Genomic DNA, 23,383 nt, shown 5'->3' on the forward strand with positions numbered 1-23,383 from the left:
TTTACTAACCTTAACTATCATCGTATACTTCTGAGTTTTAGTATAAGTCCTCAGCGGATATATTAACCGGCGAAAGCTTTTTTCATCTAATTTATCATCAAGTAGGTTTTTAGATGATAGAATATGTTATTAAAAAGTGAAATTATTTACAGAAGGACTTGCAGTTTATGGATATGCCAAAAAGACCAAAGGAACATCAGGTTGAAGATTTATCAGTTTTAGCACTGAGACAAATTCTGCCAAGAGAATGGGTGTACCGTGAAAAAAGTCACGACTATGGTATAGATGGGGAAATTGAAATTTTTGATGAAAATGGTTCTGCTACAGGAATGCTCTTCTATGTGCAACTGAAAGCAACTGATACATCCAATAAAAAAAATCAACGAAGAGTTCAATTAGCAAATTCTGTAATAAACTACTATACGAATTTAGATGTTCCTGTTTTAATTGTTCGTTATGTTGAAGAGACAAAAATATTATATAATAGATGGGCACATAAAATTGATAGATATGGGCAAAAAGAGGGGGCTAGTTCATTTTCATTTATGATGGAAGAGGATGAAGTTTTTAGGTCTGAAACAGCATTTATTTTAGAGAATCAGTTGGTGAAATTAAGAAGATTAGAAAGTGTAGATAATATTCTTCCTATAAAAATATTTTTCAACTTCACATTTTCTAAAATATGTAATATGAGTTCAGCTAGACTTTCCTCACATTTAAGAATAGCTGTCAATCCAAAATCAAACTTGATCCAAATTGTATATAACAAAGATGATTCTGATGCTGTTATCTCATTAACTGATGATACTTTATTTGTTGATATTCTTGAAAAAACAGGTTTCTATTTACATCATATTAATGACACTCCATATCTCAATACTGAAGAATTAATAGGAGATTTATTTGTTAGTCTATCTCTCGCGTTACTACCATTTAATAAAGAACAAAATGCAATAACGATATTAGAATCTTTAGCTTTAAACTCACGTGCTATAAAAAACAAACAAATAGCAGTTACATTTATTCATGTGTATATTTATAACGGTAACCCATACAAAGCTCTTGAATTGTGGGAGAATATACCAAAAGATGAAAAAGATGGAGAAGATGAAATAGGATTTCAAATATTAATATCGTCGGCAAGTCAATATAATCCTGATGATGGAGCAGATGCTTATGAAAAATATTTAATAAACTCAATAAATGAATATCAATTAACAGATATATCTGCAAAAGAAGAGAAAGCTAATTTGGGCATATGTCATTATAATTATGCTAACTTTTTAAGAAGCGATAGTCAGTTTAAAGACTCTGTAGATAACTTTGAAAAAGCTTTAAAATATAATCCTCACTATAACAAAGAGGATTATGTTTTTAAAGAGATGGCAGGTTCATTATTTGAGATGGAAGAATATAGTAAATCAGCTCAATGTTATAAGAATGGACTCTCCTTGAAAAATGACTCATATACAATTGCTTTATATGCAGATGCATTAATGATGAGTGGAGAATATAAACAAGCTAGAGAGCAGTTTCAAAAGTATTTTGAAGCGCATGATGATATTAAAGTTGAATGGTGTCTAAAAGAAAATATTTTGCATTATATTATTGAAGAGCATGGGATAGAAGCTCAAGATCGTAAACCTGATGAAGCATTGAAAACAGATGCTATCAAAAATGCTTGCAATATGGATATCCCTGAAGATGATACTTTAGCTGTACTACAATTAGATGCTCTTTCCCCAGTGCTATGGTACAATTTAGGGCAGAGATATGCTAAAGAAGAAAAGTTTGACGATGCGGCTATGAGTTTTCTCATTTGTGCTCTCCTTAATAGAAAAGACACCGAGGCTTGGATAAATGCTTTCGGATGTGTTTGGAATACAAAAAAAATACCTATTGAATTTTTACTACATATAATTCATGTTGGATATGACTTAAGTGGTGAAGAGTTTATTAATTCTGTATACACTACCTTAGAAACTATTAGCGAACATTTACCAGAAGGAGAAGGCAATATTCTAATTATGAAAATTGATAAAATAATAGAAGCTAAACATAAAATAAATTCAAAACAAGAAACACCTCTTTTGAGGGTTTTTAATGGTGAAAACTTCAAAGGAATTAATAAGTTTTCTTCTGAAGACTAGGGCATTTATTTATGAAGTAATATAGGAATAATAAGGTAATAAATTAAATATGAATTGGAAAGAATATGAACTTTTTCTCGTTCCCATGCTTCTGCGTGGGAATGCATACATCTACATGTAGAAAAAGATAAACTCCATTCTTACTCCTTCAAACCCTTCATCATATGTTTCTTAGTCTTACTAGTAGCAATCGCTTCGAAAGGGTCTTCTGGCCAGTAGTGTCTTTTGTATTTACCTCTTACTTCTTTTCTCACTTCACCGTATGAGTTTTCCCAAAAGCTTTTTAAATCGTATGTTATTTGCATAGGGGTCATTGCTGGGGTTAATAGGTGAACTTGTAAAGCCAAAGTGTTGTTAAGTACTTTTGGTGTTTCATGTAGACCAAAAACTTCTTGTATTTTTACATGCATGGATGGTTTTTCATAGTCTGAGTAGTCTATGTGTATATTTGAGCCACTTGGAACTTTAACGCTTGGCGGTGCTTGTGTATCTAAAAGTTGTTGCTTGTCCCAAGGTAAGAGAGATAACAACATGTTGTACACATCAAGTGCTTCAAGTGCTTTTATAGTGCTTACTCCTGATAAGTAGGGTTCAAGCCAAGTATGCAGAGTGTTAAGTAAAGTTTCATCACTAAAGTCTACAAACTCTGTATGATGATTGAGAAAGTTAACTCTATCTTTTAATCTAGTCGCTTTTTTACTCCAAGTAAGAATCTCTAAACCCTCTTTTCTCACTAAGTCTGAAAGTAGTTTTTTAAAGTCTTGGTTTGGCGCGGCTTGCATTGGTTTTGAGTGAAGTTGTAGCTCTAAAAAGTAAGTACTTTCTCTTATGTCAAATTTCTTAGATTCTTTGTTATACGTTATGGACTGCTTAGAGACAATAAATGAAGAAAAATATTCTTCTATATCCTCCATTGATATACTAAGAGCAGAATTTATAAACGAGTCTTTGTCATGTGCGTTTAGATTTGCTACAACTAAGTATTCTTGATTGAACAAAGAATCTTCATGGTCGAGTATGGCACCTTTGGCGTTACTTAGTTTATACTTATTGTCATTTTTAGATCTTAGACGTGCAAGTCTGTCAGGGTAAGCAAAAAGAAGTAGTACACTAAGCATCTCGGTATTAAGTGAAGTATTCTTCTTTTGCACTTTTTTAATGCTTTTGAGTTTTTTATAAAAAAATTCTGCGCCAGTTACAACTTCTTTAGCTCCATATCTATTTATATAAACACTGTCAAAATCTTTTTCAAAGAGGTGTGTAAATCTAGAGGCTATGTCACTATCTCTTTGTGAGTTTTTGAAAATATCTTTTTCACCTAAAAGTGAAGCTAAGAGACAAGCTTCATATGCAAAACCTAAGTCATTGGCTTTTAAAATCATATAAGCAAATCTTGGGTGAAGTCCTAAGCTCAGAGCATCTTTTCCAAACTGGGTAATTTTAAACGACGCATCAAGCATTTCAAGTTCTTTTAAAACCTCTTTCGTATTTTCAATTATATTTGGATTGGGAATATCTAAGAATTTTAACTCTTCAAAGTCCTCAACTCCCCATAAAGATAAATCTAAAAGAAGTGAAGTTAAATCTGCTCTTAGTATTTCAGGCTTTGTTGATTGTTGTAGTATTTTCCCCTCATGCCAAAGTCTGTAACATTTTCCGCTTGAGAGTCGACCAGCTCGACCAGCTCTTTGCACAGCTGAATCTTTAGAGATAAATGTTAACTCTAAATGATCCATTGCATTTGCGTAGTTGTATCGTGATTGTTTTTCTAAACCAGAATCTATAACAACCTTCACCCCTTCTATAGTAAGAGAAGTTTGTGCGATGTTCGTGCTTAAGATGATTTTTCTCTTTGAAGATTTACTAATCGCTTTATCTTGTTCATTTTTTGGCAAAGATGAGTAGAGTGGCAAGACTAATATTTCTTTTGCCATGGAAGAGCTTGAAAGTGAAGTTTGTAGATTTCTTATCTCTTTAACACCCGGTAAAAAAACTAAGATATCTCCATCATCTTCTTTGATGGCTTTTAGTGTTGTGTTTAGTAGGACTGTATTTAAAGCCCTTGCATCGGGTTGCGAAGTTTTGATATCTAAGTAGTTGTTTTGAACATCATACATTTTACCTTTTGAAGTAATAATGGGTACTTCCCCAAGTAAAGAGGAAATCATGTCAGCATTAAGCGTAGCAGACATAATCAAGATTTTTAAATCATCACGAAGAAGTTCCTGAACTTGTAAAGATAGGGCTAAAGATAAATCAGTGTGAATACTTCTCTCATGAAACTCATCAAAGATAATCATAGCAATGTCACCGAGTATTTGATCACTTTGAAGTTTACGAATTAAAATAGCTTCTGTTACAACAAGGATTTTTGTTTTTTTGCTGTGTACACTATCCATTTTTACTTGATAGCCGACACTTTGACCTAGTTCTTCACCGAGGAGTCTTGCCATTTGTGTTGCAACCATACGTGCAGCAACACGTCTGGGTTCTAACATGATGATTATTTTATCCCCAAGCCAAGTTTCTTTAAGTAGCGAAATTGGCACAACTGTACTTTTTCCTGCCCCTGGTGGAGCTTGTAAGATGAGAGTTTGCTTAGTTCTTAGTGAGATTTTGATATCTTCTAAGACTTCATGTATAGGTAGGGTTTTCATATGGAGTATTATACTCTGTATTAGCCTATTTTAGCTTGATGTATTAGCCTGCAAAAACCTGATTTTTTCCATTATGTTTACTTTTGTAAAGGTTTCCATCTACTTTAACAATTTGTTCTCTTAGATTATTGGATGCATTTAACTCTATTACCCCAAAACTTGCCGTTACTTTTCTAACTTTATCAAAATCATATTCTTCAATACTTTTTCTAAACCGTTCCGCTAAGAGAGAAGAACCAGCTAAATCAGTATTAGGACACAGTGCTATAAACTCTTCACCACCCCATCTAATTAATATATCGCCATCTCTAATTATATTTTCTAAAATGGCAATTGTTTTTTTTAGTACATAATCTCCAATATCATGACCATGGTTATCGTTTACCTTTTTAAAATCATCTATGTCAAACATTATTATCGAAGCATTAGTATTTTTGTATTTTAGATTCCCTATTACTTCTACAATATATTCACTACCTTTTCTTCTATTAAATATTCCAATTAAAGGATCAGTATTAGCTTTAATTAAGGCAGCTTTTAATTCCATAAATCTTCTTAATATAAATATGCTTAAATAAATTGAAGATATTGCAAGAGTTAAAATAATCTCATCTAAGTCATATTCTTCTTGTTCTCGCGAAAATTGATAAAATACTTCTGTTAAGTCGAAAGTACTTAATATAAATCCAGTAGAAATCACAGCTATACACAGAGTAAATATATCTATCCATCTTTTTTTATTGTTCTTGTAATCTTTTCTAATTTTTTTATTTATTCTATGCAGAATTGAAACCTTTTATACATTATATGACTTTTTTTTATATTTAAATATTATATAGTTGAACTACTTCACAGCAGTAGTAATAAATTAAGGCCAACCCCTTTGGTCGTATACTCAAACATAATGTGCTACAATTCGCTCTATAAGGACTACCATGAAAGAGAAACTAAAAACAACTGATTATCCAAGTCGAAATGTAAAAACACAAACCTATGTAGATGGCGATACATTTATTACAAAACATTTTTATGATGCTAGAGATGCTTATGTAAGAGAATTTATTTCTCTCAAAGATGGAGTTCAAGAAATTAAGCACTATACAGATCAAGGTGTTTTATCAAAGTTAGACCATTTTGTAGAAAACAAGAGACACGGATTAGAGACAAAATATATGATTTCTAAGGCAAACAGTAGTGTAAAAAGTACGAAGATGTATGAGAATGGAAAACTACATGGTAAAAATATTACGTATTCTCAAAGTGGTGAAGTAGTTAAACATGAAGTTTTTGCACTTGGAAAACTTGTACTGAAGTATTTACGAGAAGGTAGTGATAGCGATGAAATAACAAAGGTAACTATTATCGATAAAGAGAGTATTGTGAACTTACCAACAACAGAACATGACAAACTACAAAATTATATTTAATACTCAAAGATGTTTAAAAATAATTTAGCTTACGAAGCAAGTGCAGGAAGTGGCAAAACTTTCATGCTTGTAGTGCGGTATCTCTCACTTCTTTTTCAAGGCGCTCAGCCTTCTAAAATCTTAGCCTTAACTTTTACAAATAAGGCTGCTTCAGAAATGCAAGAAAGAGTGTATCAAACACTCGATGAGTTAGAAAATCGTGGCGAGTTAGATGAGATAGTTAAAGTAACAGAATTATCTCGTGAATATATACTTTCAAACCGTAAACGTATTTTAGATGAGTTTCTAAATGCTAGTACAAAGATTATGACGATAGATAAGTTCTTTACTCAGATTCTTAGAAAGTTTTCTCTCTATGCCTCGTTGATGCCAGACTTTTCAACTTTTTCTTCACAGCATGAGCTGAAACTTCTTTCGAGATTTTTGAAAGAGGTAAGTGTCGCAGGGAAAAAAGACACACTGATTTCGCTTTCACTTGATTCAAACAAAAGACTTGAGAGTATTTTTAATTTACTTGATTCTTTGTATGTGAAAAAACAAGAACTAGCACATTTGAAATTTCAAAAAACTGATTTAAAAGAGCATGAAGCTATCGCTCTAGAAGCGTTGTCTTCTTTAAAAAATATTGTCTCAAATTGTAAAGGTGCATCTGCCTCACTTCAAAAAGCTGTTGTAGCAGACAACTTTCATGAATTAAGTAGCAAGAGCTGGATTGTAAAAGATTCTTTAGAATACTGGGTATTTAAAAAATGTTTTACTCCTGAGATGGATGTAAACCTACGAGTAATTCAAGAAGCGGTGAAGAATCACCATTGTGCGAAAGAGCAAAACTTTTTTTATGCACTTTTTGAGTTAGTAGGGATTTATGAAAAATCTAAGAAAGCTTTATATACAGATGATAGTGAACTGAGCTTTTCTGATGTAACTTCACTCGTTTATCATATTCTCCAAGAGATTGAAGATAGTGAGTTTTTATACTTTCGACTAGATGCGCAGATAGAACATATGCTTTTAGATGAGTTTCAAGATACAAGTATAGTGCAGTATGAAATACTAAAGCCTTTGATAAATGAGATAACATCTGGAAATGGGATATTTGAAAACGGAAGCTTCTTTTTTGTGGGTGATGTAAAGCAGTCGATTTATAGATTCCGTGGAGGTGTTTCGGCTTTATTTGGTGAAGTACGAGAGGAACAAAACACTGAAGTAGAACAATTACTTACAAACTATCGCTCTCAAAAAGAGGTTATTGAATTTGTAAATCAAACTTTTGAGAAAAAAATAACGTATTATAAAGCACAAAAAACGAGAGAAGATGCAAATTCGGGTTACGTTGAGGTAATCCAAAATGATGAACTAGTTCTTGAGAGTATAGAACAAGCAAAAAGATTGATTCAACTTGGAGCGAACTTAAACAGTATTGCAATTTTATGTGCAACAAATGGCGATGGTGAAGTTGTCAAAGAGGCTTTGATAGAAGAGGGGATAGAGGTTGTAACAGAGACAACAACAAAGCTTATAAATCAAAAGTCGGTAAAAGCTATTTTAGAGTACTTGAAGTATCTTTATTTTGGTGAAGAGATTTATAAATATAATTTTTTTGCTTTAATTAGTCGTGAGATACAAACAATCAAAAAAGTGAATCTTAACTTTGTGAAACTTATCGATATTGTGAAGTCTGTTATAGATGAATACCAACTCTTTAATGAGGACTTCCACCTCATACGTTTTTTAAATGTAGTAACTTCATACCAAGATATTGAAGCTTTGTTGTTTGAGTATGAAAGACTCGATGCGCAGGCTGCTGCATCGGATTTAAGTGGGGTGAGAGTGCTTACTGTACATAAGTCTAAGGGTTTAGAATATGAGCATGTTATCGTTATGGACAGACTTAAGCGTGCTCCTGCTTCAAAAGATGCCATCATTTATGAATACGACGGCATAAGACTCACAAACATTTACCTACGAACAAAAGATAGAGCTGCCATAGATAGTCAATATGCAAATGCACTTGAAAAAGATAAAGCACTGTCACTCGAAGATAATTTAAATGCCTTATATGTTGCTTTTACGCGTGCAAGAGATAACCTTTTTGTTATAAAAAAGTCAAAGGATTCAAACTTTGATATTTTAGATTTGTCTTGTATGAGTGCGGGAGTTTTGAGAGTAGATACGAGTAGTGCAAGGTTGTCTAAAGTAGTGAGTGAAAAAGATTTAGTGTACCAAGATTTTTATTATGGAACGCAAAGCGATATTTTAAAACTTGAAGAAGAAACGAAAGAAGATTTAAAAGCAATTAACTTTGGTTTAGCCTTGCATTATATGTTGGAGATGTTAGGTTCGTTTAGTGAAGAGTCAATTGAGAGTGCTTCGCATATGATGATTAATAAATATGGCTTTATCCTTGAGCAATTAGAGATAGAAGATATTATTCATCGGGTGAAGTTATTGGTAAGTTCACGAGAATTTCAAAGTTTACTATGTGGTGAAGTATACAAAGAAAAAGCTATTCGCTATAAAAATAACCTTCGATATATTGATCTATTGGTGAAGTCAGACGTAGATGCTATGTGGAATATTATTGACTATAAAAGCTCCTTGAGCTTTTCAGAGCATCATCTTAAACAAGTAAGGTACTACAACAAAGCAGTGAATGCTATTACAGGAGAAAAGGTAGAAGGCTACCTTTGTTATCTTTTAGCTAACGAGGTAAAGCTAGTAAAGGTTTAAAAAAATAGATTTTAGACCCTTAAGAAGTTTCTTTGATATAAGTATGTAAAATATCACATTATTATAATTATTTATAAAGAAGGAAGTTTTGTGCCTCATATTTTAATATTACTATTATTATTATTTACATATTCCTTTTCTAATGATGAGATTGTTAAAATTGGTGTTTTAGCAAAACGTGGAGCTGAAGTCACATACAAAAAGTGGAATGCAACAGCTGAGTACCTCACACAAGAAATAGCAGGAAAAAAATTTCAGATAATCCCTCTTGGTTTTGACAAAGTAATGAGTGCAGCTAATAATACAGAAGTAGATTTTATTTTAGCAAACCCAGGTTTTTATGTAGAACTAGAGTATAGATATGAGGCACAACGTATTTCTACCTTAGTGAACAAACATTTATCTGGTCTGACTCAAAAAGAGTTTGGAGGAGTTTTAATAACTCATATTGATAATAAATCTAAATACAATGTAATTGAAGATTTAGTCAATACGAACTTTACTGCAGTTGATGAGAAATCGCTGGGTGGTTGGCAAATGGCATGGAGGGAATTAGCGGAACATGATATTGATGTACAAAGTGATTTAAAATCTTTAACTTTTAAAGGGACACATGATAAAGTTGTCTATGCTGTATTAAACAAGGAAGTAGATATTGGAACTGTACGAACCGATACAATAGAAAGAATGGCGATAGAAGGAAAAATCGACTTAAATCAGTTACATTTTGTAGCACTCAAAGATTATGAAAATTTTCCTTTTTTAATCTCCACTAAACTCTATCCAGAATGGCCTATGGCAAAACTAAAACACACTTCAGATACACTTTCAAAAGAAGTTGCTATTGCCCTTATGAAACTTCAAAATGGCAATAAAGCTCTTGAAAAGGCAAATATTAGCGGATGGAACACCCCTTTAAGTTATCAGCCAGTTCATGAATGCTTCAAAGTTTTGAAAATACCTCCATATTTTCAAAATATAATGCTTTTAGATGTACTAAAGAAGTATTGGCAGTGGATACTATTTTATTTTATACTTGCAATAAGTGGGATTAGTATGCTTATCTATCAAATAAGACTTACTAAAAATTTAAAAGATACTCAAGAAGAACTTGTTCAAACTGAAAAAATGGCTTCCTTAGGTCGTCTTGTAGCAGGAATAGCCCATGAAATAAATACACCTATCGGTGTGGGAGTTACAGCAGCGTCATACTTACATAAAGAAACAAAGCACTTTAATGAAGAATATATCAACGAGAATGTAACACAGAATGTTTTTGAATCTTTTATTAAAACTTCCCTGCAAAGTAGTGAAATGATACTTGGAAACTTATCTAGAGCATCTGATTTGATACAAAGTTTTAAACAAATATCGGTAGATCAAACGAGTGATGAATCTCGCTTATTTAATCTAAAAGATTATGTGGAAAGTATCATTAATAGCTTAAAGCCGACATTTAAAGGTACCAATCATACTATTGAAGTTAAAGGCGATAAAAATATACTCTTAGAATTAAACGCAGGTATCTTTTCTCAAATATTTTCAAATATGATTATGAACTCTATAATTCATGGATTTGAAAACAAAGATAAGGGAAATATAACTATAATTATCACACAAGTGAATGGCTCCATTAATATAGTTTATAAAGACGATGGAAAAGGTGTTTCAAAAGAAAACTTATCAAAATTATTCGATCCTTTTTTCACGACAAAAAGAGATAATGGAGGTAGTGGTTTGGGAACGCATATAATGTATAATCTTGTTACTCAAAAACTTTATGGAAAGATTAAAGCAGAATCTGAAGTCGGTAAAGGTTTAACATTTATCATAAATTTTAAAGGTGGTCAAAATGTTTAAAGAAGGTAAAATACAATTTAAAAAGGAACCTCTTGAAAAAGCCAGTTCTTTAAGTAAGCGAAAATGGAATGTATTGATTGTTGATGATGAACAAGCAATTCACGATGTGACAGAACTCGCTTTATCTGGCTTTGAATTTGAAAATAGAAGATGTAACTTTATTCATGCTCAGTCAGCTGAACAAGCAAAAGAGATAATAGCTTCTACGCCAAATATAGCCTTGTCTTTAATAGATGTTGTTATGGAAACAGATCATGCTGGACTTGAATTAGTTAATTACATCCGAAATAACCTAAAAAATAAGTTGATGAGAATTATTCTTAGAACAGGACAACCAGGGCAGGCTCCAGAGCAAAAAGTTATTCACGATTATGATATTAACGACTATAAAAGTAAAAGTGAGTTAACAACAGAGAAGTTATACACCTCAGTTTTAACAAGTTTAAGAACCTATAGAGATATGATTTCTTTAGAAAAAAATCGTCAAGGTTTAAAAAATATTATATTATCAACTTCTCGAATAGAAAAAATGATTTCCTTAGAAATATTTTTAACAGCAGTTTTAGAACAACTTAATGTTTTATTACACCTTGGAGATTATGATGATGATGAAGAAGTGGCATCCTTTATGGCTGCTATTGACCATGGAAATTGCATCCAGATTGCTGGAACTGGTGAATTTAAAAACTTAACATCAGAAAATCTTTTCTCAGACTCAAAACAGTTTATTAAGCCCTTAGTGACAGAGGCAATAGCTTCTGGAGAAGAGTTATATAGAGATGGTAATTATATATTATACAGACCTAGCACCTTGGAGTATAGTGGTTTTGTACTCTATCTTAAAGCAGAAAAGATATTGGATGAAATGGACAAAGATCTGATACGTCTATTTTTAGATAATGCTAAGATAGCGTATGAGAATATGTCTTTAACAAAAGAACTTGATGATTCACAAAGAGAGATTATCTTTACAATTAGTGAAATCGCAGAACAGCGTTCAAATGAAACAGGACAACATGTAAAGCGAGTAGCTCTATATAGCAAACTTCTTGGAGAAGCTTATGGATTGGCAAAAGAAGATATTGATGTCATATATGCTGCTGCACCAATGCATGATATTGGTAAAATAGCTATTCCTGATGCGATATTGAAAAAACCTGGAAAATTATCTGATGATGAGATGGCTATTATGAAAGATCATGCGAGTATCGGTTATGACGTTTTAAAGTCTTCAAAGCGAAAAATTCTTCAAATATCAGCAATAATAGCAAATGAACATCATGAAAAATGGGATGGAACAGGTTACCCCAATGGGAAAAAAGGCGAAGATATACACCTTTATGCGAGAATAGTCGCTCTTTGTGATGTCTTTGATGCACTAGGTTCGAGAAGAGTTTATAAGCAACAGTGGGGAATTGAAGAAATTTTGAATCTAATAAAAGAAGAAAAAGGAAAACAGTTTGATCCTAAAATTGTAGACTTATTTTTAGAAAATATGGAAAAGGTTTTAGCAATTAGAGATCAATACAAAGATAATTAATTGTGTATTATTGAATTATTTTGATCTAAGTTCATCAAATAGAAGTCGATAAAACTATTACTTAACATTTATGTAACATTTTTTTTCTACACTTCCTTTAAATTTTAAGGAAGGTTTTATTATGAATAAAAGCACCATTATATTATCAATGGCAGCAATAGTATTTGCTTCGTCATCAAGTTCACAAGAAATAACTTTAGATTCTTTAAGTATTACGGCAACAAAAATTGCTACAAGTACAAAAGAAATTTCTCAATCAATTGCAGTTGTTGATGAAAAGACTATAGAAGATAAAAATATTTTAAATATTCAAGAAGCTATAGAAAATATTCCTGGTGTGAATGCAGAATCATCAACGAATTCCCCGAGTCCTAGACTTATCATCCGTGGAGCTGGCCTTAAGGCAAGGTACGGAGTAAGAGAGATTATGGTAATGAAAGATGGTGTTCCTATGACGGATCCAGATTCATTTACAAGATTTGACTTTATAGATATGCAAGATGTAGCGAGTGTTGAGGTGCAAAAAGGACCAGGTTCTATCAATGCATCTAATGCTATAGGTGGTGTTATTCAGCTTGTTACTAAATCAGTATTTCATGATGATACAAACAGATTTAAAATGGGCATCGGTAATGATGGACAAATAAATATTAACCTAAAGCTTCGTGAAGCAATTGATGATAGTAATTTTGTCTCAGCTACTGTAAGTAGACGTGAGTTAGATAATGGCTGGAGAGATAATAATGACTTTGATGCTACACAAGTAAGCGTAAAGTATGGTCATATATTTGATGATGAGTCTACAGTTGAGACAGAAGTGTCTTACACAGAATCAAATATGAACCTTCCTACATCAATGACAGCATTTGAGTTTCAAACTTTTAAAGAAACTGGTGAACAACATAACACAAGTGCTCAATGGCAACACAGTGCAAGAGACTCAAAAATTCTTAGCTTTAATGCAAAGTATGAAAAAGAAGTAGGGAACATTACATACAAACCAAGATTTTATTTTAATACTTGGGAACATTTTCACCCAGTAACAGGAATGATAAACGATAGCGATGACAATAGCGTATATGGAACAGATCTAGAATTAAATTATGCGCATAAGCTTTTTAATAGTAATGCTACTTTAGTAACGGGCTTGACATATAAAACTGATATCACAAACGATGCTAAAAAATATGAGTATGCAGATGTAGAGACAGCATTTGTTTCTCCTAGATATGGTGCTCCATATAATGAAATAGTGAGAACATTATCAAATAATGAAGGTTCTTTGGCTAAGACAGAAGATAGTAGAACCACTTTGTATGGTGTATATTTAATGGAAACATTTACGCCAATAAAAGATTTTACGGTAGATGTGAGTACAAGGATAGATAAACTTAATTTTGATATTAGTGGAAATGAAATTACAAAGTATGATTACGGTACAAAAAACTATACGACCGGTGTAGGTTTATACTCTATAGACAAATCATTTACTTTAGTATCTGCAAAGCTTGGGGCTACCTATAAGCTTAGTGATACAACCAATGTCTATGCATCGATTGCTAGAGCTAATCAAGCTCCAACGGGAAGTGAGATTCAATCTGCGCAAGAAGAGTCAATTGAGTTAAAGAAAAGTACAAGCACGAACTATGAAGTCGGTTTAAAAACAAGAACTAATAATCTTTCAATGGATATAGCTATATATCAAAATGATGTAGATGATGAGATAACTCAAATTGCAGATGCTTTTGGTAGCTCTATTTACGATAATGCTGGAAAAACTCAAAAGAGAGGTTTAGAGTTTAATGCAGTGTATCAATTCAATAAAAGTATAGGTTTTGGTACTAGTTATGCGTATAGTGATTTTAAATTTGTAAGTTTTCAAGAGCAAGTTGGTTATGGTGGCGGTGCAACGTGGGAGAGTAGAGATGGAAATTCTTTAACATACATTCCTGAGCATCAGTACTCTTTGTTTGCAACATTAAATCTTACAAATGGATTTAAAGCAAGGCTAACTACAAAAAGTTGGGGAAGCTACTATATGGATAATGCAAATTCCCAAAAATATGCAGGTTATGACTTTGTGACAGACTTAATGCTAGGGTACGAGCAAGGAAACCACAACATACAACTCAACATTAGAAACCTTACAAATGAATACTATGCAATGTCAGCTGCAAAAGATGCAAATGGTAATGAAACATACAAAGCTGCAGCACCCGTTAGCGGGATGCTAACATACAGTTATAAGTTTTAGAAAATGAGAATAAAATACCTAATAATTGCTTTATTATTATGCTTATCGCTTGAAGCACAAACATATATTAACTGGCAACCTCCAGTTGTAAAAGTGGATAAAGCACATGCTGCTCATAGCGGAAGAAAAGCGAAACAATTTGAAGTAAATAATTACGATTATGATGCGATGAGTGAAGCATATTATATGATGCCAACTCTAGAAAAAAAGGAATTAACACCAGATCATGGTTTAGTTTCTTTACCCCGAACAGGTATGGATAATTATCATGCTCTTGTGATTAATCAGACAAATGGGAAGAGTATTAATAGTTCTGTACGTTATATTTATGCTCATGGAAAACCCTCTAAGATTTCTCCAACAAAGATTACACAAGTTCAAAAAAGTAAACTCGAAATTCTACCTATACTTCTTCCTCGTGAACATGATGAATACAAAGGCTCAAATACACATAAATTTGAATTACGCTTTAATGGTGAAGTACTACCTCAAGAGAATATTACGTTTAGCACAAGTAACGGAACTAAAGAAAGTTTTCAAAGTGACATAAGCGGTAGATTTTTTGTGAGTATTCCAAATGATTTTGAAGATGTAAAAGTAGGAAGACGTAAAAATAAAGCAGCAGAGTTTATTCTAGGAGCTTCATACATAGACAATGATATTAAATATACAACAACTTTAGCTATGCCTTACTATGTAAATCCTGTTGATTATTGGAATTCACGTGAAGCTGGTTTAGGAGTCCTAATCATAGGCCTAATCTTTGGTTTATACCTCTTTAGAAATATTAATAAAAAGAAAAAAAGGAAAGCATAATGGAAAAATTCTTAACACTCACGTGGCTTAGACGCATAGTCCAACTTTTTATGTTTGTCATTATGGTGTATGGCTCACTTTTCATGAGTACTTTTTACTCTGAAGATAAATTTACTCAGGCACTTCCAGCACTTTCCTGTGCGTACGATAAACAAAGTGGTGATTACTGTAGTTTAATACCTATCCAGCATCAAATGGATCATCGTGTTTCAGGTGCATTTACAGGTGACCTTAGTGTAATGATGGCAATTTTACCTACGCTTATTACTTTAGGAACATTCATTGTTTTAATGGTAATTTTAAACAAGGCTTTTTGTGGTTGGGTATGTCCTCTTGGATTTTTTCAAGAAATAATTCACTCCATAGGAGATAAGCTAGGCTTTAAACGTTATCATACTCTTAGTACTGCAACGCTTAAAAAGGTACGTCCTATAAAGTGGTTGATGCTAGCTTTCTTAGTATTTATTTTTCCACTACTGACGGGAATCGGTTTCTTGGGACATGAATTTGGGGATCCATTTTGTAGAATTTGTCCAAGCCGTATTTTAACAACACTTGCAGTTGGAGATACCTCACAACTATATATTGATAATTCAAGTACAGGGTATATGATTTTTTCTATTATTGCAGACTTACTTTTTGGCTTAATGATTGCAATGGCTCTTGTTATTAAGCAACCATTTTGTCGAATTTGCCCTATGCTTGCTCTTCAAGCAGTATTTAAAAAAGTAGGTCTTTTACGTCTTGTGAAAAATGGTTCAAGCTCTTGCGAAAAATGTGCTTTATGCGCTAAAGTTTGTCCAACAGACATCATAGAAATTCAAGCAGTTGCTGAGAAGCCTACTAATATTACATACTCTGATTGTACATTATGTGGTTTATGTGTAGAGTTTTGTCCAGATGATGATGTTTTACAACTGCAGTACGCAGGTTTTCCAGTATTTAAATCTTCAAAAGAGTACTTTAAAAAACGTAACAAAGACCAAAGAAACTGGGAAAAAGTTGTTTGGGCAGATGTGGCTCCTAAATAGATGGAAGGATTAGCATATACTTCTCTTTTTCTCATAGGTTTGAGTTATGGAGCGACTGCATGCATGCTTTCTTGTATGCCTTTCTTAAGTCCAATACTTTTAGCTAACTCACGTTCTGTGAGTCATGCTATGGCAGTTGTATTTCCTTTTAGTATAGGTCGTGTTGTAAGTTATATGCTTATGGCAGTGTTTGCTTCGATTAGTATGATACAAGTAAAAAGTATTATTAACAATCCTGCTATAGCACAAGTAGTGTTGGGCTCAGCCACTATGCTTATAGCCGTAGTGATGTTTTACCGAAGTTATCAAGACAGACCAAGTAATTGTTCTTCTTCAAAACCAACAAGTTCAAAGACAAGTATCTTAGGTTACTTCACCATGGGATTAGTAATATCCCTTAATCCCTGTGCACCAATAATGACACTTATTACAGCAGCAGCAAATAGCTCCTCAATAGGCAATGCTGCATTTATGGGCTTGTCTTTTGGTTTAGGTGCGATTGCTGCTACGATACTGTTTTATGGGTTTTTAATTTCTTCAGTTGCAAGAGAGATCGTGTCACAATTTTCAGAACATAAGAGAAATATTGAACGTATAGCAGCACTTTTACTAGCAATGGTTGCTGTCTCAGTATTTAATGGCTGGCTTGTGTTGTAGTTTCTGATTAGAGCATAAATATAAAAGCTTAAACAAACCTAAATTTAAGCTATTTATAAGCTAATAAAGCTATACTTCCAACACTAAAACAGCTCTTTTCTTAGAGTTGTTTAAAAATTCAAAATTAAAAGGTTCAAGAATGAAATTTACACAAATTGCAACTTCTGAACAGATAGACCAAAAATGGGTTCTAATCGACGCTGAAGGGAAAACTTTCGGTCGTATGATGACTGAAGTAGCTACTATTCTTCGTGGTAAAAGAAAACCATGTTGGACTCCAAACATTGATTGTGGTGACTATGTAGTTATCATCAACGCTTCTAAGGCTCGTTTCAACGGTCTTGGTAAGATTAAAAATAAAGAGTATTTTTCTCATTCTGGTTACTTCGGTTCAACTAAGAGTGTTAAAATGACTGAGCTTTTAGAAAAAAATCCTGAGAAGTTATTTAAATTAGCTGCTCGTGGTATGCTTCCTAAAACTAAGCTTGGTGCTAAAATGATTAAAAAATTAAAAATTTATGCAGGTGCTGAACATCCTCACTCTGCACAATTAGCTAAGTAAGGACTCAACTATGGCAAAAATATATGCAACAGGTCGTCGTAAAGCGTCTATAGCAAAAGTCTGGTTAACTCCAGGTACAGGTAATATTTCAATCAATGGTCTTTCTTTAGACGCATGGTTAGGTGGACTTGAAGCGAAAAAGCTTCGTGTTAAGCAACCATTAGTTCTTTCTAAGCAAGAGACTTCAGTTGATATCGTTGCTACTACTTTAGGTGGTGGGTTTGGTGGTCAAGCTGATGCTCTTCGTCATGGTATTTCTCGTGCACTAGTTGCATTTGATCCAGCGATTAAAGCAATCCTTAAACCTGAAGGTATGATGACTCGTGATTCACGTGTTGTTGAACGTAAGAAACCAGGTAAGCGTAAAGCTCGTCGTTCTCGTCAGTTCTCAAAACGTTAATCGTTTTACAGAACTTTTTATCAAGGTTTATACCTTGGTAAATCTCTTTTTCTAAAAAATCTTTTAAAACAACCCCAAAATAACAAATATTTCTATATAATGATTCAATTACATTAGGAATACATACTCATGAAAAAAACTTTAATCTACCTTATCTTACTGCTTATTTTTATCGGAATTTCACCAATCATCGGAAATAAAATTGTAGAATACTATGTAGAGGAAGAGATTGTAGAAGTGAGAAAAAAAGGTATTACTTTAAACTTTAAAGGTGAAACAGCTGGTTATTTATACACTTCGCGACAGTATGAATTTATACTTACAGATGTTGATGCCTTCGCACGATATTTGACTGAATATGGAGCAGGGATGTTGCCTCCATATACAGAAGACCTTCTTAAAAGTATAGTTTTTAGACTTGATATGAAATACCATAATATCCCATTTTTAGAGCCTATCTCAATAGATATATATCCTATGTATATATCAGATGGTATCATGAATAAACTCAAAGGAAGTGGAAATATTTTCTTTGAAAAGTTTGAAAAATTTATAATGAGTCAAGGTTTACTTTATCATATTGATTATAATTTATTAAGTGAGAACTACAAAGGCCATATCAAAAACATAGATTATAAAGAAAGAGGTTACGATGGCTCAAATATTATTTTAACCTTGCATAATGCAGTTTTTAACGGTACTGGCTCTTTTAGTACTTCTTCGTCACTTCAAGCTGATGTTGACAAAATTATGCTCAAAACAAGTGATACATCAAAAGACGTAACACTGGAGATTAATAAATTTAGTTCTCAATCAAGCGTTTCCGTAAGTGAAAAAGCAGAAGAATTATATGATAAATCAAAAGAGCTTTATGAAAAAACTAAAGATATGTATGAGGATTCAGACCTTCCTGAACATATTGAGACAGTGCAAGAAAAATCAGAAGATACCGTACGTCAAATGTATGACACGTCTATGAAGATGAAGTCTATGTTTTTTAATACAAAAGATAAGGACTCAGACAAAGAGACAACTATAGAAGTCGAAAATGCTGATGTAAATATTTCTTCAGAGCAAGGCAATAAGAAATCAAAAAATAGATCATATTTTTTTTTTGAATCATTAAACCTGAAAACTAAAGAAATTAATGTTGAGATGTCAGAAATACTCTACAGTGCATCAATGTCAAATATTGACACAGCAAGCTTTCAAGAGTTACAGTCTTTACTCGCACAAGCAAAATCTTCACCATCTGTTGATGTTTTAAGTGATCTTAAAGTGAGTGCAATTAACTTACTGTCTCGTGGATTTAAGATGCAAATTCCAGAACTCTCTGTGCAAAATATACACTTCGAAGGTGAAGACTTAGGTGGGTTAAAACTTATTTCAGCTTTTAATGTAAAAGAAGATAAAAACCTTGCAGCAAAAATGTTGTTTTCACCTCTTTTTATAGTGAAAAATATTGATTTTAAACTACATTTGAAAGTCTCTAAAAAAATATACACTAAATTTGTGCAGGAAGTTCCACTTGCTTTACTAGCAATGGTGGCAACTAAACAGACAAAGAATGATTTAATTTATGATGTTTCGTACATAAATGGGAATTTAAAAGTCAATGGTAACACCGTTCTTTAGTAGGATACTTATGCGTTATATATTTCTTCTTTTAGTTTCAAGTTTTTTTGCTTTTGCTACAACACTTCACCTAGCTACATCTGCAAATCCATCACGGCTTAATCCAATTTTAGCAACAGATTCTAGTTCTTCAGAGATAGCTGGATTCATTTTTAATGGACTCCTAAAGTACGATAAAGATAGTTCCACAATTATTGGAGATTTAGCAAGTAAGTTTTATTATGAGAATAACACAAGTGTCATTTTTGAGTTGAGAAAGAATGTTCAATGGCATGATGGTGAAGAATTTACAGCTAAAGATGTTTTGTTCACTTATGAGACTTTAGTATCGCCAAAAATATCTTCACCATACAGTGCAAATTTTAGGTTTGTAAAAGCTGTTGATATAATAAATGAGTATAAGGTGCGAGTGACCTATACTAAGCCATATTTTAAAGCTTTAGAGACTTGGATGATGGGTATGCTTCCTGAGCATATACTTAAGTCTGAAGAGAACTTAATGAGCTCAAAATTCAATACTGCGCCAGTAGGCACAGGCCCCTATAAACTAGAGCAATTAGAACACTCTAAAGATATTGTTTTAGCTGCGAATGATGAGTATTTTCTAGGTCGCCCAAAGATAGATAAGATTTCTTTTCATGTTATCGCAGATCCAATGACTCGTTTTTTGATGCTCAAAGCACAGTCTCTTGATGTGGGAAATATAGATCCCATGCAATATGAAAGACAACTCGATGAAACATTTTTAAAAAACTTTAACATCTATGAAGAGATAAGCCACTCCTATACATATCTTGGATTTAATCTTAGACGTGAGAAATTCAAGAATCCAAAAGTACGTGAAGCATTATCGCTTGGGATTGATAGAGAAGAATTAGTAAAAATTCTTTTCTTTAAGCATGCCAAAGTATGTACAGGACCTTTTTTACCTGCAACGGGTGCTTTTAACCCAGAAGTAAAAGCTCCTATACAAAATATACAAAGAGCAAAAGAGCTACTCAAGGAAGCTGGGTATGATGAAAAAAATCCATTTGAGTTTGAGATTGTAACTTCAAATTCGAGTAGTATAAGACCTTATGCTGCACAAATTTTACAACATCAACTAAAGAAAGTTGGAGTTATAGTGAATTTACGAGTAATGGAGTGGCAAGCATTTTTAAACATGGTAGTTTTCCCTCACAAATTTGATTCAGTACTTTTAGGATGGGGACTCTCTTCAACTCCAGATCCCTACCTTTTTTGGCATACAGATTCGGACAAAAAGGGTGGTTTTAATCTTGTAGGTTATAAGAATGAAAAAATGGATAAGATGATAGATGCATCACAGAGTATGATAGATAGAAAAGAACTTACAAAACTTTGGAAAGAAATGTTTAAAGTCATCGTAGCTGATAATCCATACCTATTTTTATATATTCCAAATAGTATAACAACAGTGGATAAAAATATTAAAAATATTGAACCAACTCTCAGTGGTATTTGGCATAATCATATTTTATGGGAAAAAGATACTGCTAAATAGATACTCTTAGCTTTTTATGAGATATTAAGAATTGACATATGGAAGTTGATGCCCATATGTCATAAAAGTTTAAAACTACAGTCCTAATGACTCTAGAGTTTTAAGTGTTAAAGCACCTTGAGATAGTTGATTATCTTTTTGGTATGCTTTGATAGCCACATTTGTTTCTTTACCATATACACCATCAATCATAGTAATAGCATAGTCTTTTTCTTTGAGTGCTGTTTGCACTTTTGAAATTACATTTGGGTTAATATTTGTTTCACATAAGATTTCTTGCCATCTTAAATAAGAGTCTGAAGTTTTAGCTGTTGTTGTATATGTTTCATATACAGCAGGAATCTCAGTTTTTATTTCTTGTGCTGGAGTATCTTCAACTCTTGTTTTTACTATTTTAGTAATACAAGGAATTTCTACTGCACGTGTTGTCGCTGGAGTATCTACTACTTGAGTAGCAACAGTTTTATATGCAGCTTGAGTTATAACTTCTTTTGTTGTAGCAGGTGTAACCATTTCTTGAGTCGTAATAGTTTTATATACAGCTGGAGTAACTACTTCTGTTGTATGTGCAGCAACATCAGTATCTTTTGTTGAAACAGTTTTATATACAGCAGGAGTTACAACTTTTTTTGTATGTGCTGCAACATCAATAACTTTTGTACGTACTGTTTTATATTTAGCAGGAACTTCAACAAGACACATAATCTCACCAGTTGAGTCGTCTAGTTTTTGAACCGCACCTTGACCACGTTTCCATGTACTATATGCATCAGCAACTAAAACTTTTTCTGTTTTCATTTTATATGTAGCAGGTACTGTAACTAGTTCAGTTTTTTCAGCAGCAACCATCATCTCTTGTGTTGTTGTTTTATATGTAGCTGGAATAACTCTTAGTTCAGTTTTTTCAGCTGAAGCCATAACTTCATGAGTTACTCTTTTATATGTAGCTGGAACAACTACTAAAGCTATTTTCTCTGGTACCGTCATAACTTGTTCAGTAATAGTTTTGTACGTCGCTGGTACAGGAATAAGCTGTGTACTCGCTTCTCTGATAGTTACTACTTCTTCTATCACTTTATATGTCGAAGGTGTTACAGCAAGGTTAGTTTTAGCTTCTTCTTTTAGTCTCTCTACTGTTGCATTTTCATATACAGCAGGAACAAGGACTCTCGCATAACATTCACCAGTTTTCGCATTTGGTGGGATTAATGAGTTAGAAACTGCGTTCATATCATTTGTTTCTGCTGTTAGTGTTTGAGCAGCAGGTGCTACTTGAGTCATAGTTCTTGACTCTAATTCTTTGATTCTTCCATTTGCATTATTTAATTGTCCATTAGCATTGTCTAACTGTGCCGCTTTTTCATTTGCAGTAGTTAACTCTTGCGTTAATCTTTGAATCTCTTGATCTTTTGCTACGTTTACGTCCATAGTAGAACAGCCTGTAACTGCAAGAGCAACTGAAGCTGCAATAGCAGATATTTTTATATATTTATTCATGTAAATTCCTTTGTTTGATTGAGGAATCCTAACATACAGTTGTGAGTAAATAGTGAGCTACCATATTTGTTCTTAAAGTTAGTATAAAATAATAATAAAAATCACTCTTTACTCACTATTGTGCGATATACTTTTCGCATAAAGGAATTAAAATGAAAAAAATAGTTATATCAACATGCTTAAGTATGTCTCTGTTTGTTGCCTCTTCAATAGCGAAAGAATGTATTATGGTCGAAGACTTAAATGTAGAGTTTAACAATGCTAGTGCAGTTTATAGTAACGATAGTGAAAGACAAGAAATTATAAATTTTGCTAAGTTTATGAAAGAAACAAATGTTTATGCTGTAGTTGAGGGCCATACAAGTTCTCTAGATAATGCAGCATATAATTATAAGCTTTCTACTAAAAGAGCTGTAAAAGTTATGCAAGAATTAAAAAATCTTGGTGTGAAAAAATCTCATGTGAGAGCTATGGGTTTTGGAGAAAGTTCACCACTTTATACTAACAATACGCAAGAGGGTGCTGCACAAAACAGAAGAGTCATTGCAGAGGTGTTTAATTCAGCAGAAGAATTAGATGCATACATGAAATCTCAAAAGAGTAAAATTAAAGATATTCTTTTAACAGAGCAATAAATTTTAAGAG

General features: G+C 32.8%; 17 protein-coding genes. 14 read left to right on the forward strand and 3 right to left on the reverse strand.

Annotation, left to right across the window (positions count from 1 at the left end):
• The first annotated feature begins 167 nt into the window (after positions 1-167).
• Complete coding sequence (locus ACI9TV_RS00745; protein ID WP_415248844.1) at positions 168-2,150, forward strand: DUF4365 domain-containing protein; 1,983 nt, start codon at positions 168-170, stop codon at positions 2,148-2,150.
• Positions 2,151-2,290: 140 nt separating this feature from the next.
• Here the strand turns inward: ACI9TV_RS00745 and hrpB are convergent, their stop codons facing one another.
• Together hrpB and ACI9TV_RS00755 are read right to left on the reverse strand one after the other, a co-directional pair.
• Positions 2,291-4,807, reverse strand: coding sequence for an ATP-dependent helicase HrpB (gene hrpB, locus ACI9TV_RS00750; RefSeq protein WP_415248845.1), 2,517 nt, complete (start codon positions 4,805-4,807; stop codon positions 2,291-2,293).
• 43 nt (positions 4,808-4,850) lie between these two features.
• Positions 4,851-5,507: a GGDEF domain-containing protein gene (locus ACI9TV_RS00755; RefSeq protein ID WP_415248846.1), complete on the reverse strand. Its 657-nt coding sequence runs from the start codon at positions 5,505-5,507 to the stop codon at positions 4,851-4,853.
• 235 nt (positions 5,508-5,742) lie between these two features.
• On the opposite strand from ACI9TV_RS00755, the gene ACI9TV_RS00760 reads away from it, so the two are divergent.
• The 12 genes from ACI9TV_RS00760 (at position 5,743) to ACI9TV_RS00815 (ending at position 21,241) form a co-directional block, all read left to right on the forward strand.
• Positions 5,743-6,234: a hypothetical protein gene (locus ACI9TV_RS00760; protein ID WP_415248847.1), complete on the forward strand. Its 492-nt coding sequence runs from the start codon at positions 5,743-5,745 to the stop codon at positions 6,232-6,234.
• 9 nt (positions 6,235-6,243) lie between these two features.
• Positions 6,244-8,964 (forward strand): RecB-like helicase, encoded by a 2,721-nt coding sequence (locus ACI9TV_RS00765; protein ID WP_415248848.1) that lies wholly within the window; start codon positions 6,244-6,246, stop codon positions 8,962-8,964.
• Positions 8,965-9,054: 90 nt separating this feature from the next.
• Entirely contained in the window at positions 9,055-10,824 is a 1,770-nt protein-coding gene (locus tag ACI9TV_RS00770; RefSeq protein WP_415248849.1) for a PhnD/SsuA/transferrin family substrate-binding protein, read from the forward strand.
• Positions 10,817-12,364 carry a DUF3369 domain-containing protein gene (locus ACI9TV_RS00775; RefSeq protein WP_415248850.1) on the forward strand — a complete coding sequence of 516 codons (1,548 nt, stop codon included), beginning with the start codon at positions 10,817-10,819 and terminating at the stop codon, positions 12,362-12,364. The genes ACI9TV_RS00770 and ACI9TV_RS00775 overlap by 8 nt, the downstream gene beginning before the upstream one ends.
• A 121-nt stretch (positions 12,365-12,485) precedes the next feature.
• Positions 12,486-14,618: a TonB-dependent receptor gene (locus tag ACI9TV_RS00780; protein ID WP_415248851.1), complete on the forward strand. Its 2,133-nt coding sequence runs from the start codon at positions 12,486-12,488 to the stop codon at positions 14,616-14,618.
• Positions 14,619-14,621: 3 nt separating this feature from the next.
• Positions 14,622-15,434 (forward strand): hypothetical protein, encoded by an 813-nt coding sequence (locus tag ACI9TV_RS00785; RefSeq protein ID WP_415248852.1) that lies wholly within the window; start codon positions 14,622-14,624, stop codon positions 15,432-15,434.
• Positions 15,434-16,465, forward strand: a complete 1,032-nt coding sequence (locus ACI9TV_RS00790) for a 4Fe-4S binding protein (RefSeq protein ID WP_415248853.1) — start codon at positions 15,434-15,436, stop codon at positions 16,463-16,465. The genes ACI9TV_RS00785 and ACI9TV_RS00790 overlap by 1 nt, the downstream gene beginning before the upstream one ends.
• The gene (locus ACI9TV_RS00795) at positions 16,466-17,122 is read left to right on the forward strand and encodes a sulfite exporter TauE/SafE family protein (RefSeq protein ID WP_415248854.1); all 657 of its coding nucleotides are present in this window, start codon (positions 16,466-16,468) and stop codon (positions 17,120-17,122) included. It abuts the gene before it with no gap.
• Positions 17,123-17,261: 139 nt separating this feature from the next.
• Positions 17,262-17,684, forward strand: a complete 423-nt coding sequence (gene rplM, locus ACI9TV_RS00800) for a 50S ribosomal protein L13 (protein ID WP_415248855.1) — start codon at positions 17,262-17,264, stop codon at positions 17,682-17,684.
• A 10-nt stretch (positions 17,685-17,694) separates the two neighbouring features.
• Positions 17,695-18,084 (forward strand): 30S ribosomal protein S9, encoded by a 390-nt coding sequence (gene rpsI / locus ACI9TV_RS00805; RefSeq protein ID WP_415248856.1) that lies wholly within the window; start codon positions 17,695-17,697, stop codon positions 18,082-18,084.
• Positions 18,085-18,213: 129 nt separating this feature from the next.
• The gene (locus ACI9TV_RS00810) at positions 18,214-19,719 is read left to right on the forward strand and encodes a hypothetical protein (RefSeq protein ID WP_415248857.1); all 1,506 of its coding nucleotides are present in this window, start codon (positions 18,214-18,216) and stop codon (positions 19,717-19,719) included.
• A gap of 10 nt (positions 19,720-19,729) precedes the next feature.
• Positions 19,730-21,241, forward strand: coding sequence for a peptide-binding protein (locus ACI9TV_RS00815; protein WP_415248858.1), 1,512 nt, complete (start codon positions 19,730-19,732; stop codon positions 21,239-21,241).
• Positions 21,242-21,316: 75 nt separating this feature from the next.
• Here ACI9TV_RS00815 and ACI9TV_RS00820 read toward each other — a convergent pair whose 3' ends face one another.
• Entirely contained in the window at positions 21,317-22,738 is a 1,422-nt protein-coding gene (locus ACI9TV_RS00820) for a peptidoglycan-binding domain-containing protein (protein WP_415248859.1), read from the reverse strand.
• 152 nt (positions 22,739-22,890) lie between these two features.
• Between ACI9TV_RS00820 and ACI9TV_RS00825 the strand changes: the two genes are divergently transcribed.
• Positions 22,891-23,373, forward strand: coding sequence for an OmpA family protein (locus ACI9TV_RS00825; RefSeq protein ID WP_415248860.1), 483 nt, complete (start codon positions 22,891-22,893; stop codon positions 23,371-23,373).
• The last annotated feature ends 10 nt before the right edge of the window (positions 23,374-23,383 follow it).

It is taken from the genome of Sulfurimonas sp., assembly GCF_047622445.1.
Lineage (GTDB): Bacteria > Campylobacterota > Campylobacteria > Campylobacterales > Sulfurimonadaceae > Sulfurimonas.

Coding starts and splice junctions, on each gene's coding strand:
- ACI9TV_RS00790 (WP_415248853.1), top strand. CDS start 15,434: ATGGAAAAATTCTTAACACTCACGTGGCTTAGACGCATAGTCCAACTT.
- ACI9TV_RS00780 (WP_415248851.1), top strand. CDS start 12,486: ATGAATAAAAGCACCATTATATTATCAATGGCAGCAATAGTATTTGCT.
- ACI9TV_RS00815 (WP_415248858.1), top strand. CDS start 19,730: ATGCGTTATATATTTCTTCTTTTAGTTTCAAGTTTTTTTGCTTTTGCT.
- ACI9TV_RS00765 (WP_415248848.1), top strand. CDS start 6,244: ATGTTTAAAAATAATTTAGCTTACGAAGCAAGTGCAGGAAGTGGCAAA.
- hrpB (WP_415248845.1), bottom strand. CDS start 4,807: ATGAAAACCCTACCTATACATGAAGTCTTAGAAGATATCAAAATCTCA.
- ACI9TV_RS00810 (WP_415248857.1), top strand. CDS start 18,214: ATGAAAAAAACTTTAATCTACCTTATCTTACTGCTTATTTTTATCGGA.
- ACI9TV_RS00825 (WP_415248860.1), top strand. CDS start 22,891: ATGAAAAAAATAGTTATATCAACATGCTTAAGTATGTCTCTGTTTGTT.
- ACI9TV_RS00820 (WP_415248859.1), bottom strand. CDS start 22,738: ATGAATAAATATATAAAAATATCTGCTATTGCAGCTTCAGTTGCTCTT.
- ACI9TV_RS00785 (WP_415248852.1), top strand. CDS start 14,622: ATGAGAATAAAATACCTAATAATTGCTTTATTATTATGCTTATCGCTT.
- ACI9TV_RS00745 (WP_415248844.1), top strand. CDS start 168: ATGGATATGCCAAAAAGACCAAAGGAACATCAGGTTGAAGATTTATCA.
- ACI9TV_RS00795 (WP_415248854.1), top strand. CDS start 16,466: ATGGAAGGATTAGCATATACTTCTCTTTTTCTCATAGGTTTGAGTTAT.
- ACI9TV_RS00760 (WP_415248847.1), top strand. CDS start 5,743: ATGAAAGAGAAACTAAAAACAACTGATTATCCAAGTCGAAATGTAAAA.
- rpsI (WP_415248856.1), top strand. CDS start 17,695: ATGGCAAAAATATATGCAACAGGTCGTCGTAAAGCGTCTATAGCAAAA.
- ACI9TV_RS00775 (WP_415248850.1), top strand. CDS start 10,817: ATGTTTAAAGAAGGTAAAATACAATTTAAAAAGGAACCTCTTGAAAAA.
- rplM (WP_415248855.1), top strand. CDS start 17,262: ATGAAATTTACACAAATTGCAACTTCTGAACAGATAGACCAAAAATGG.